We start from the raw sequence: 12,889 nt of genomic DNA on the forward strand, positions 1-12,889 counted from the left end.
TTTCCACTCATTACCCTTTTTCGTCTGGTGCATTTCCGGGTCGCGCTTCTTCTCCGCGTTTTTGGTGGAGCTGGGTGCGTTGATGATCGTTGCATCCACGATGGTTCCGCCCTTCATCATGTGCCCGGTTTGCACCATTACCCGGTTGATCGCGTCAAAAAACAGCTTGTTCAGGCCGTTTTCTTCCAGAAGATGACGGAACTTGCACAGGGTCGTTTCGTCCGGCACTGCTTCCGTCATGAAGTCAATGCCCGTGAATTTCCGCATGGCATAGCTGTCATAGATGGCATCCTCTGTTGCCGGATCGGACAGGTTGAACCAGATCTGATACTGATTCTTGATTAAAATATTTAATCAAGAATCTCGTGTGCTTTGCACACTCGCATCGTGCGAATGCACGCTGCGCCGTCTCATGCAGAATCTGACGCGCCGCTGGCGCTATAAAAAGCTCTTCAAGCTTTTTAACAGATTCTAGTATGAAGCAGATACATCCGCAGCATCTTTTCGATCCCCATGGGCGGACGTCCGCGCTTTCCCATGGGATAGCAGGGCCTGATGACACTGACCCACTCGTCCCATGGAATGATTTCGTCCATGATTTCCAGAAACTCTTCCCGCTTCGTTTTTTTCTTGCGGCAGCTGTACTCGATGTCTGTAAATGTTTCCTGCTTCATTGCCTGCACCACCATCGTTTTGATGATGTTATTATACCATATTCGGATCCTCTTTGGTAGTGCGGATTAAATCAGAGGTTCCCTAAATCTTCGGCGGAGATTCCCGCGGGCAACTGACGACATTACACAGTGCGTATGCCACTCTTTGAAGTCCGTCTGCCAGTTCAAATGCCGCATAGACCTTCTCAATGTCAATCCGATTCACCGCGTCGGTCAATTTTTGCATATCCTCGGCAGAGAAAAGGCAGAGATTTTTCCAATTTCCCTCCGCGTCGGATTTCAAGCTCTCTGTTTCCTTGCGGATATTCTCCGCAAGTTCCGTCAGCTACTGTGACAAATCGAGCAATCTGCCGATTGTCTGTTCTGCTAATTCTTGTTCTTCCATGTTTATACAACCCTCCATTTGGTCATTTTACGCGATTACGGTGCCTTTGGTTTTGCGGCAGTTCAGTCACTTCCGGGAGAACTCGTCTCTCCCTGCCGATTGCAGAATCTCCGTTGGATTCAGCAAACGGATCGCCGCATCCGCTGCTTTCTCTCCTGTCATCGGAAGCAGCATTTTCGGTCATGCTCGTGCTTTCTCAGACGATTACCATGTGAACGCTGACCGTGTCGTTTTCAAGCGTATTGTCGATGCCGACACAACATCCGGTGTTATCTGTCAGCGTCGTGGCAGCGAGCTTGCCTGCATAATGCAGCAGCGCCTGCATTTTCGCTTTTCGGTTTGCGGTGATTTTGACGGCTGCATATTCTCCGCGGAACGAGAGCTGTTCAAAGGTTCGAGCCACCTCCCAAATTGCGCCGTAATAGCGGCAAATCGTACAATGATCTTTGCCTTGCAGGTGGACGAACAGCTCGTTCTCCTTCAGGTGAATCAGATTATCCTGTCCCTCGAACAGGTCGGACAGATCAATCTCCCAGTCCGGCAAAGGCAGTGACCGCATCACCATGCAGCTGGCCTTTTCTTCGCGTCCGGGGAGAAGATAGTGGTGTACCTCCTCCAGCTCCCGGTAAAGAAAACTCGTGCGGAACGGGTATACGCTTTCCCTTTCAAAAGGAAATACGAGCAGCGCGGTCAGCAGCGTCATCGTCGAGGCGTAGGCATCTCCGGACAAGAACGGAATGGCGTAGAGGAATGGCGATTCGATACCGAATGCCCGCATCGGCTCTCCGAGAAACACGTACAGCAGCGAGAGCATTGCGCCGGCACCCAACAGCCGCGTCATGCCTTTCCACTGTACTGTGAGAATCATGCCGGTTACAAGCACCATAACCATCAAACCAACCAGCAGTGCAAACAATCCCCAGCCGAGCTTGACAGCCGCTGTAAGCATCACGCCGCATTGTGCCGATTCCGACAGCGCACCTGTCTCCGATGTGCCGAAAAAGCGGCACGCTCGCAGAATCCCATAATATTTTCCGATGCCTTGCGGATCCAATGGCGAAACAGAAAAGTCGGTAAAGCCGCCAAATACGCCGAGACAGAAGTCATTGGAAACAACTGCGAAGCCAAGAACCGTTAAGAGCCAGACTCCAATTACGCACAGGCACCAAAGTCTCTTTTGCACAGTCGCGCCGGAATAAGCGGCGATACAGCCGAGCACCAGCGCCAACAGGAGTGCCAGCATCGCGGAAAAGGAATTTCCCATTCCGAGGGAAAGCAGGGCAACAATCGCCGCCGCTCCGACCACGAAGAAGGGTGTGCAGCGTCGGTAACCTTGCATCGCAAAGGCGACTGCAGCAACGATGAGCACAGAGATGAACATGAACGTCGGCCAGGTGCTGATGCTTTTCCGATAGTCGGAGCGGTAAAAAAGTACGCAAAGCAGACCGAGCAGATAACAAAGCAGCATCGCGCCAATGCCGGGATGATCCCGCAGCAGTCGAAGGATCGGATATCTGCGCAGCAGGAAGAAGGTCACAGCGCCAACAGCAACCGGCGCAAGGCAGCGATGCAGCTCGAGCTGTATACTGCTGCCAAGGCAGGCAATGCGGATGATGCCGCCGAGCAGGATCAGTGCAGCCAGTGCCGCCAGGTAGAGCGCTTTACATACAGGGTGCTTCCCGCGAAGCATCCACTGTTCACGGCGGCGAATCTCTTGTTCAACGGACGTAATTTTCACATTTTCCCTCCGTACTTTTCAATTTACGATATGGGGGTGCGGACGAAATCTTGGACCAAAATAGTGGGACAGGAGGTCGTCTATGTATTCCTATGAGAAACGGATAAAAGCCGTCAAACTCTATATTCAATATGATCGAAGCGTCGCTGCAGTAAGGCGAGAACTGGGATATCCTTCTCCGAACATGCTCCTTCGTTGGTATGCAGAGTATGTAGAAAATGGAGATCTGCATAAGGCTTATAAGGATCCAGTATGGTTTTCAGAGGATCAAAAACAGCGTGCCACCCAACATTACTTGGAACACGGGAAGAATGCGACCAGAACGGTTAAGGCACTTGGATATCCCAGTCGTCAAGTTCTCTCTAAATGGCTCGACGAGGCATTTCCTAATCGAAAAAACATTGTCTTTCTAAGAATGCTCTGGTAGAATGTCCTCAAGAAAAGAAAGAGCAAGCTGTTATCGACTTTTGCGCCCGTCAGAGCTCTGCACAAAAGATTGCTGAAACGCATGGCGTGAGTCGAGCATCGTTGTACAAGTGGAAAAAACAGCTGCTCGGCGAGGAGCAAAGAGTCACAATGCCCCAAAAAAGCATCCTGCCTCAGCTACCGAAGAGAAGCTCATCAAAGAAATCGAGGCATTACGGGCCGAGGAAGCGGATCTCCAGGCCAAATTATATCGACTCAGGCTGGAATACGACATTTTGAAAAAGGCCTCTGAAGTCTTAAAAAAAGCCGAGGGCATCAATCTGCAAACCATAAGTAATCGCGAAAAGGCCGAAGTGATTGATGTCCTAAGAGATAAATATCGGCTAAAGGAACTGCTGGAGACTTTACAGATTTCTAAAAGTAGCTACTGTTATCAGGAGAACCGCATTCACGGACTGGACAAATACGCAAATCTCCGCACGGAGATTCAGGCCGTCTTCTGTGCAACCAACGGGTGCTATGGCTATCGACGCATCCATGCAAGCCTAAAGAAAGCGGGCATGGTAGCCTCTGAGAAAGTTATTCGCCGGCTGATGAAGGAAGAAAACTTGGCGGTTCGTTGTGTAAAACAAAGGAAATACAGTTCTTACGCTGGCGAAATCAGTCCCGAAGTAGCCAACATTGTCAACCGTGACTTCCATGCCGAAGCACCTAATACCAAGTGGCTTACCGATATCACGGAGTTCAGTATTTCTGCAGGTAAAATCTATTTATCCCCCATCACTGATTGTTTCGATGGCTTAGCGGTCTCGTGGTCCATTGGAACTTCTCCGTCAGCTGACTTAGTCAATGGGATGTTAGACGAAGCTATTTCCCTCTTAAAAGAAAATGAACATCCTATTATTCACAGCGACCGCGGCGCGCATTACCGGTGGCCCGGCTGGATTCAACGAATGGACGCAGCTTGGCTCACCAGATCCATGTCAAAGAAAGGCTGCTCCCCAGATAACTCTGCTTGCGAGGGCTTCTTTGGCCGTCTGAAAAACGAAATGTTTTATGATAGGTCATGAAAAGGAACCTCCATTGACGAGTTTATCGCTATCTTGGATGATTATATCCGTTGGTATAACGAAAGCCAAATCAAGAAATCCCTCGGATGGATGAGTCCGTTAGAATACAGACGCAGCCTTGATTTGGCTGGGTAACGATTATGGAGGATACTTTCATGAAAGCTGGAGAACTGATTGATTTTCTGATGCTCTACGATAAAGACGACGAGGTTCAAATCGAAATCTATGAGACACTCTCAGACAACTACATTGATACGACCGCCGCAATCACCATCGTGGAGGAAAATGCGAATGTCCCTACGCTAAGAATTGATGTAGAAGCTGGAAAATTCAAAGCGTTCCGTTAAGATGCGCTCGGGAGACGGGCATTACTTGGAATTTAAGTCCAAGAAAATGTCCGCACCCCCAAATGCGTCAATTTTGCGCCAGTGCAGCTTCGAATCGTTTTTCACGCATTGAAAGGTCTGCCCCTGCAGAACATCATCAATGCTTTTATATTTATCGTAAGGGACAAAATCCTCGTTGCCGCAAATATAGGCGTGGACGGGGGATCCCGTGCTGCTCTGCGTAGAATCTGATGTAGAACCAGATAGGGGGTTCAATGATGACTCCTGGCTGAATGACATCTTTGCAAATCGTCGCGACAGTTGCCAGGATAGCAGCAAAATCGGTGTCTGCCTTTCGGATTCTTTCAATGTACGAAAAAGTTCTGAGCTCCAACCGACGCTCCTCCAGATGTAATCTACCAAGTGGCGCACATCGTTGCAGTTCATGTGAGTGGAGGAGGTCGAAACAGACGAAGATATTCCCAACTTGCCAGCAATATTTCCCTAAATCGACAGGATAGGTGGTCACAATGTTGCCGTTACGTTTGGCTTTCCCGATATCTTCCTGCATCCATTTGGCATTTTTGCTTCTACTGCGCCCGTTTGCGTTACTTTTTTTGAAAATGCCTTCCGCCTGGCAGTTGCGTTGAGAGCTAGACGATCGTTAAGAGCATCTTCTGTGATAGGAGCATTCAAAACCCGACGCGTGAGGCGATAGACCAGCGGGTTGGGCATATAGTTTGGGTCGTCCCAGATGGAGAAGTCGGAACCGCCGTCGGCGCAGCGGATCGCGGCGGCCAGTGCGGCGCTTCTTGACACGCCGCAGTCGCAGCAGACGAACAGCTCCGGCCGCGCATCCGGCCGTTGGAGAAAGGAAGCAACATCGGCTGCTAATTGCGCAGAAAACGCCGCCGGGTCATCGACATCGACGGTATCCCGGAAGTCCAGCCGCAGTACGTTAGAAGGCAGCGGCTTGGAGAGATAGTCCTCCGAGGTGCAGAGAATAAAATCTAACGCAGGATCGTCCGTGCAATGCAGCACGGCTTTGATTGGGCTGATATAGATATCTCTCATTTTATATTCCTCCCGAGTACTACAACCTGACCGATCAGCGGCGCCAATTCCGGTAAAAGCTCCTCCGGCGGTCGGTCGGCGGTCAGAATGGTCCGCTTTCCTGTTTCGTTGCGGCTGCGCAGAAGCTGCAAAAACCGATTCGCCATAATGGGGTAGACTGCAAATTGCACATTATCCATCAGAAGCATTTCAGTATTACAATATTCGGCGAACCGTGCTTCCAAATTTCCTTCGCGCATCGCGCAGATCATCTCATTGAAGAACCAGTCGCCGGTGCGCAGTAACAATTCAAGCCCGGGCGTCCGCTGTAAAGCTCGGCGGGCGGCTGCGTGCAAAAGATGCGTTTTTCCGACATTTCGGTCGCCGTAGATGTACAAAAGCGGCGCATCCGCCTGTTCCGCCCAACGCATTGCCGCGTCAAACGCCGCCGCGTTTTCCTGGGTGACCACGAAATTCTCTCCGGTGTACTGCGGATTTATGCGTGCGACTACCATAGGGTCGGAGCGGAAGGCTGCCGTTTTTTCATCATCCCAGAGTTCGAGCTGCAATTCGCTGTTCAGCGTATCATGCAAGATGCGCTCTGTTTCATCGAAAAAACGTTCTAAAAACAAACTCTGCTGCTCGCGATCCGCAATGTATAACGCAAACACGCCATTTTCTGCGCAAATCGGTTCCGCACTTTCCCAAAGCGGTTCCGACTGCGCAATTTCTCTGCTATTCTGCAATTCCTGTAGAATACGACACCAAATGTAAGCAGCAGATTCCATAATGCTCTCCTTATAGACCACAGGCACATTTTGCCGAAATATATTTTTGCTCACGAACAGCAAACGCATCAAGAAGTGAATGCCGGAACCGTTCGTCATGCGGTAAAAGCCCTTACAGGTCATGCATGCGTTTTTTCAACGTTTGTCTGCCTCGGTGGCTGTGGATGTTGCCTTAAAACGCTCTCTTGCAGCAATGATTCCAAGCGTCAATGAGGTATCCCGGCAGAGCTTTCGTGTATCCCCGGGCACATCTTCCATCACACACAGCCGCCACAAAATTGCCGAGGCATAAAGGAATGCCTCGTAGTCCCCGCGATAGGCGTCCCTCTTTGCAAGGAAAATCGCTTCGCAAATAGGCTCCATTCGCTCCCATGTCCATGCAAGCTCACGGGATTGATACATACTCAGAATCCCGCGTTCCGTCAGACGAAGCCGAAGCATTCCCTTCTCATCGGTGATTTTCTCCAGCCAACCGGTCTGTCGCAGGCGTTCTATGGTTTGAGCTTGATCCCTAAAGAGAATATCCGTTAGAGCATTCGTCATTCCCTTCGGAAATTCAGAGAGCGGGCACAGAACGACTGCCATTTTTGGGCTGAGTTCGACGCAGGGAGCCGATCGACTGAAGTCGATTCCGCGCAAGCGCTTCCACCGCTGTAATGTCATCCGCTTGCGCCAGCTTCGGGTCGCCATATCCACTCCCCAGATGAATTCGCCGGGAAAGTCCGGGCTATGCGCCAATCCGTCAATGTAGGAAGCCAGAATGTCTGCATCAGTATATTGTCCTGCATTCTCCATTTGAATCAGGACTTTCTCAGCCCGCTTGAGGGAAAAGCACACATCTTCCTCCGTACATTCCATCCGAACGGAAGCACCAAGGGTTAGATTACCGGTTTTCTTACGCCGAAGCCGTCCGGATTTCAACATACAATCGACGAAGGAATGACTGTGCGGCAACAACAGCTCCAGCAGACGGAGCGGTACCTCGCCGCCCAGCTTCACGATCATTAAGGCCTCCCGCTTCACGCTTGAGACTTCCCCGAAAAGGAAGCCGCCGACTTCGGGATGCTTCGGATACTCTTCAGCAAAAAACAGCATATCCTGTACCTGCAATGCCGCTTCCAGCATCTTCGGGTCATGGCGGATCTGCTCGACAAATTGCAGCCGTCCCAGCAGGTTTCTCAAATAATAGTCTGTGCGGATGGAACCGTCGAAATCGATGAATTTGGGATCGTTCATCCGCCGGATGTGCTCCGCCAGGGTGGATTTTTGGAGGAAATACACCTCTTGACGCAGCTTGCGGCGATAGGATTTCGGCACGGACAGGACCTCGTTGGTCACAATGCCGCAGACCTGATGCCGAGCTCCGGGACCGAGAACCCGAATCTTCTTGGAATTCATGGAAAAGCCTTCCGCTTTCAGTGTCGCCCGGACAAAGCGAAGAAGTCCGGCAATATCCATCCGGTCTGCGGAGAAGGTCAGATCGTCGCTGTAGCGCGTATAGATGATCCCTCGCTCGTCGCAGTAGGCGCAGACAATCTCGTCAAACCGCCCCATCACAAGATTGGCAAGCGCCGGAGAAGAGGGAGCGCCCTGCGGCAGATGTCCACGGAGCGTGCAGAGCTTGGCCAGCAGGGTTGCCACAGGCTTGTCATAGCCTGCCTCGGCAAACACTCCGTAGACCTTCCCGTAGGAAACCGTTTCAAAGAAATGGGAAATGTCTGCCTTGACCATCTGCTTTTTCCCTACGTGTGGAACGGCGTTGTCCTTGAGACACACGCCCTTTCGGTAAGCAAAGCTCACAGAGCTGACCTCCTGCCTCTCCAAAATGTTGCGGAGGATCCAGCGCTGGAGCTTCATCAGTGTGGGGTGGGGTGTGGAGATTTTTCTGCATTTTTCACTCCGCGAACGGTCAAAGAGCGTGCGCTCGGAATAAAAAGCTCCCGTGTCATTGCTGATTTTCAGCGTCTGTCGGAGACGATAAGAATAGTCCGTCTCATCCTGAGGCTGAAATGCCAGCAGCACAAAAATCTGCACCGAGGGAATATAAGGAATCTCCCTGTGCGGAGCGTTCAAATACGCCTCGGGCGTTGCCCAAGCCTTTCCTTTCTGTGCCTCTCGATGGAGAACTGCCAGATCCACGGCATTGCAGTTCACTTGCCCATTCTTTTTGTATTGCATTTCTCTTCCTCCTTCACGTTTGTCTTTCGCGGAATGCACATCAAAGTGGCTGGGCAGACCAAATCAACCAACAAGTTCAATCAGTTCAATGATTGCTTTAGCATCTAAAATCAGGCTGTAACCCATGTACACAATCAGACCGGAAAGTGTCAAAGTGCCAAAGGTTGCAAGGCCAATGCAGAGCCAGCCCGTCCAACCGGAGTGTGCGAGGCGTCTCCGGTTTCTCTTTGAAAAAACATTCAGCATAAACAAGAGGTAATTATCAATGCCGAGCGCGATCCCCAACGTCTTGCCGCCGTCCAGAAGCGGTGCAGGCATAAGGTTCAGAATGGCCATGTAGAGATTGCATTCTGCAAGCCAATCATATATCTCAGCGTGCGGACTGCCTGTGCAGGCCAGCAGGAAGAAAACTCCGGAAAGCAGAAAATTTACTTCGATCCCCGCTAAGAAAAGCTGCGCCTTGTGCCGTCGGATTCTGACTCTGTTGTCTTGCTTGAAGGATACATACGCCCCCAGGGGGATCACGCGAAATAGCAACAGAAGTCCGGCATTTGAAACGTAATACCGATATGCAACCGCCGCTGAAAAATGTCCGAATTCATGGGCGGAGATTGACAGGGAAAACAGCAGATAGAAAAGAGCTATATCAAAATAATCGAGGTCGCCGAAAATGGGCTTGTACGTCATATAACGAGCAATGCCAAAAGCAAAGAGAACGACTGCGGCAAAGGGCAGAAGCAAGTTGAAAATGCCTGCAAAGGTGCGGAGGCTCTTCACGCGGTTCGCCACGGGAAAGAGGATGAAGCGCCCGACGATAAAGCCGTGGTAGCGTTTGGTGGTGATCAAATTGAGGCCCTTTAATCGGCGAAGAACTGCTGCAAGTTGCTGGGAAGAAAGTCCGGGAAAAGCCTGAGAAAGGTTCGTTTTTCCGTCAGCGGAGGAAAGAACCTCGTATTCCACCGGCGTAAGCTCCACCCGGTCCCCAACGGATTCGGCATAGTATATATCGCGCTGCGCGTCATAATGCAGAAGAACCGTTTCATCGATCATCGGCTTCATTTGGGCTTCACCTCGGCTCCGTTTGAAGATAAAAATAGAAAGTGACAGAAGTACAGGCGCATGATCCGGCGTGCGGGAAACCGCACGCGTCTCGGGCAAGGTGGAACGGAGTGCGACTCGCACTCCTGTTTTTTCGCAGCGAAAAAACAACAAGCTACTTCTGCCACTTTCGTGGTTACTAAATTCTACCGCAACTCAGAAAAATATCAAGTGGCAAACTCAAACAAAAACTGCCATATAATTTGTTGAAAACGTCAAAAGCGGGTCAAATCGCCTTCTTCATCTTCGTTGATCTGATTGAGCAGAGAAAGCAGCCCGGCTCCCTGCGTGGTGCTTTCCCGTTCCCGTTCCACTTCACGGGCAAGCGCTTGCAGGTCGGGGTCACTGCGCAGTCGGGCGGACGCGTATCGCAAAATGTTGCCGCAGCACATAATCGCCAGCCGCAGCATTACGGGATCGTCATCGTACCCCAATGCCAGCACCGTCGTTGCCGCAAGGCTATCTCTACACATAACTGTATACAGGAATCCGGGATCGTCATAAAACAGCACAGCATTGCGGCTGGAGAAAATCCTGCGACCGCATTGCTTCTCCAGGTATTCCTCGTCCGGTGTTCCGCTGCCGAAATAACACCGTTCGCTGTCGTCAGCGCACTGGCCCCGGTGCATTTCACCCTCGGCAAAACAACGTGACATATACCGTTCCTGCTCAGGAAACAACGCCCGCAGCTCGTCAAGAAGTTCGCCTTCAAAGACTTCAGATAGGCGGATCACACACCAAGGTGTATTCAGAAGCGGCGCTGCTTCACGCAGAAGCGCCTGTGCGATTTCCGGCTTCTTCGCGCGTGCGGCGCGTAAAACTCCTACACCGACCCTGGGAATGCTGAGCAAAGCCTCCAGATATCCCGCAATTCCGACCCGCGAATCCGACCATGTCGGCACACCAGCTGCGAAGGTGTCGGCGCGTTCTGTGCGGTCGAGCACCTCCCGGTACCTGCGATAAAAGGCAAGCGCAGACTGCGGCGTTCCGTAGAGACAGTGAAGCTCAAAAACAGAAACAATGGCGAAGCTGCTTTGAACCGGTAACGTTATCTTGCATTTTACCAGAAGCTGTGCAGCGATCTCCGGCCGGAAGGAACGGTATTTCTGCGCCGGGCAATCCCGCACCATTCGAACGAAGTAGAGCTGTTCGAGAAGCTCCGACTCCTGTGAAACGATATTGCAATCGATGCTGCCGCTGCTCAACGCAGTAGCCAAGGTGTAAAGCTCCTGGCAGCGCGCAATGTGCAGAGGCGTCGGAAGATAGGACCGGGGCAGTTCGCCACAAACAGCGCGCCTTTTATGAACGGAAGGGACATCCGGCAGCTGCAAGATGTCGTTGACAATCATGCTCAGAAGTGCCGCATCCTCGTTGCTCCAAGGCTTCTTAGCGTGAAAGTATGTAACGCAAAGGTCAATGTGCCGCCGGTAGATCTCTCCCACAGAAAAGCCCGACAAAAGGATATAGGCGGTGAAATGCAGCGCGGCCGCTGCCGGTTCGTCGGCCGCTTCGGAAAAACGTCGGTGCGCTTCGGCAGCGAGCGCGGTGCCGGTATACTGTTTCCCCCAACACATGGTTTCCGTATTGATTGGGAACAGAGACAGCAGCTTCCATCCTGCTGCTTTGAATTCTTCTGATTCCGCCATCTGTATCGCAAAACGGAACAGGTCAATCGTTTGTAAGGCTTGTTGAGAAATGCACCCTCCCAGCACCATATCAAAAATGGCATCTACATAATGCTCGCAGAAGGGGGTTGCCGTAAGGCACTCCAAGAGCTTACTGACGACTTCTGCGCTGACTCTGCCGAGATGTTTTCTGGCGATATTCAGATGATAGTCCTGCGTATACTTTTCTCTGGCATAATACCGGAGAAAACAGGCTCCCAAGAGCTGTTCTGCGCGGTTCTCCGAAAAAAGAAGCTTTTGCGCCAGTGCTTCCGGAGCTATGCGTGTTCTTTGGCACGCCGCCGCTTGAACGACAACAGCTGCCATGCAAAGCCCCGGCTTTTCGCAGAAAACACTCTGCCGGAAAGCATCCGTGATCGCGTGAAATACATTTTCACTGTTGGGGTGCTTCTCCAGAAGCAAGTCCACCTCCGGAGAGCTTAGCTCACCATCGAATGCCAAACAGCACGCTGCCAGAACATCCTCTGGCAGCTCATGCTCCAATGCCAGCTCCTGAAGCAGTACGCGATAAACATCAGGCGCTTCCAACAGAAAGCGGACCAGCGAAGCAATCTGCTCGTTGCTCATCAGCGGCAGAATGTCATCCAGCCAGAGGAACAGACGATGGACGATAATGGCTTCGGCGCTCTTTTCCCGCTCCAAAAGGCGGGATGTGCCGTCTAACAGAAACGGTACTGCAAGGATTGCAGCAACCGCCGGAATCTGGAATCTTACCGGATCATCCCCAAGCTCAGCCTTGCCGACAGTAAGCAGACCGAGACTTTTGGCAAGCAGCACCGCCTTGACGATGTGTTCTGCGTCTGCATCGCTGTATTCAAAGAAATCGATCACCGGAGCCTCAAAATCGAGAAGGCTTTCCTGCTGCGGAAACAGCGTGCTGGCATAGCGGCCCAACGTTTGCGTGAAGTCCGCGAGAAAGACATCGTCTGTCAGCAGGCGAAGGATTTCATCCCTGCGTTCGTTCTCAAAAAGTGCCTGCAGCCCGTCTGCCTGCGCATCCGCGCTCATGAAGTTCAAGCTGCCTTCCAGTTTGTCGGAGAGGACATAAGCAACCCGCTGTCTTGCTCCGTCCTGTTGGAGAATACACCAGGTAAGCTCTGCCTGCTCTCTGCCGGGTTCAAAAATGGTCAGCGCATCGGTTGGCAACCTTTTGCTCTCAGTGAGTGCATAGATCGTACCGTTTCCCGCGACCAGCGTGCATTGCCGAAGGGAATAAACCTGCCCGTTCGAATCAGGAAATTTACGGTCTGCAATGGCGGCATAAGTCGGATTTTCCAGCAGACGTGCAAAGGACAACGGGCAATCCAAAAATCTATCGTAAAGGCAGCGGAAAATACGACGATAAATTGCAGCCTGTAAGGGTGTAGGACGAATATGGCAGTTGTTAGAATCCATGAAAATACCTCCTTCGATTCAAGCTGAGCGGCGCTGCCGACACCTTCTCATAATATGAGTCGCGCTGGAAGAT

General features: G+C 51.5%; 7 protein-coding genes and 3 pseudogenes. 2 read left to right on the top strand and 8 right to left on the bottom strand.

The genetic code is table 11. The features are described from left to right. The 3 genes and pseudogenes from WMO66_RS13000 to WMO66_RS13010 form a co-directional block, all read right to left on the bottom strand. A pseudogene (locus WMO66_RS13000) lies at positions 1-327 on the bottom strand (transposase); the annotation flags it as partial. 152 nt (positions 328-479) lie between these two features. Further along, positions 480-674: pseudogene (locus WMO66_RS13005) on the bottom strand (transposase); the annotation flags it as partial. Between the two features lie 581 nt (positions 675-1,255). Beyond that, positions 1,256-2,797 carry a hypothetical protein gene (locus WMO66_RS13010; RefSeq protein WP_349136839.1) on the bottom strand — a complete coding sequence of 514 codons (1,542 nt, stop codon included), beginning with the start codon at positions 2,795-2,797 and terminating at the stop codon, positions 1,256-1,258. Between the two features lie 82 nt (positions 2,798-2,879). On the opposite strand from WMO66_RS13010, the pseudogene WMO66_RS13015 reads away from it, so the two are divergent. Beyond that, positions 2,880-4,428: pseudogene (locus WMO66_RS13015) on the top strand (IS3 family transposase). A 20-nt stretch (positions 4,429-4,448) separates the two neighbouring features. Then, positions 4,449-4,640, top strand: a complete 192-nt coding sequence (locus WMO66_RS13020; protein ID WP_349136840.1) for a hypothetical protein — start codon at positions 4,449-4,451, stop codon at positions 4,638-4,640. 504 nt (positions 4,641-5,144) lie between these two features. Here the strand turns inward: WMO66_RS13020 and WMO66_RS13025 are convergent. The 5 genes from WMO66_RS13025 to WMO66_RS13045 all read right to left on the bottom strand — a co-directional run bounded on the left by WMO66_RS13025 (position 5,145) and on the right by WMO66_RS13045 (position 12,816). Next, entirely contained in the window at positions 5,145-5,693 is a 549-nt protein-coding gene (locus WMO66_RS13025) for a hypothetical protein (protein WP_349136841.1), read from the bottom strand. Then, the gene (locus WMO66_RS13030) at positions 5,690-6,559 is read right to left on the bottom strand and encodes a DnaA ATPase domain-containing protein (protein WP_349136842.1); all 870 of its coding nucleotides are present in this window, start codon (positions 6,557-6,559) and stop codon (positions 5,690-5,692) included. The genes WMO66_RS13025 and WMO66_RS13030 overlap by 4 nt, the downstream gene beginning before the upstream one ends. A gap of 36 nt (positions 6,560-6,595) precedes the next feature. Further along, the gene (locus WMO66_RS13035; RefSeq protein WP_349136843.1) at positions 6,596-8,638 is read right to left on the bottom strand and encodes a reverse transcriptase family protein; all 2,043 of its coding nucleotides are present in this window, start codon (positions 8,636-8,638) and stop codon (positions 6,596-6,598) included. Between the two features lie 63 nt (positions 8,639-8,701). Beyond that, positions 8,702-9,697, bottom strand: a complete 996-nt coding sequence (locus WMO66_RS13040; protein ID WP_349136844.1) for a M50 family metallopeptidase — start codon at positions 9,695-9,697, stop codon at positions 8,702-8,704. A gap of 254 nt (positions 9,698-9,951) precedes the next feature. Beyond that, positions 9,952-12,816 carry a hypothetical protein gene (locus tag WMO66_RS13045; RefSeq protein ID WP_349136845.1) on the bottom strand — a complete coding sequence of 955 codons (2,865 nt, stop codon included), beginning with the start codon at positions 12,814-12,816 and terminating at the stop codon, positions 9,952-9,954. Positions 12,817-12,889 lie beyond the last annotated feature (73 nt).

It is taken from the genome of Faecousia intestinalis (assembly GCF_040096185.1).
Classification (GTDB): Bacteria; Bacillota; Clostridia; order Oscillospirales; family Oscillospiraceae; genus JAZOXB01.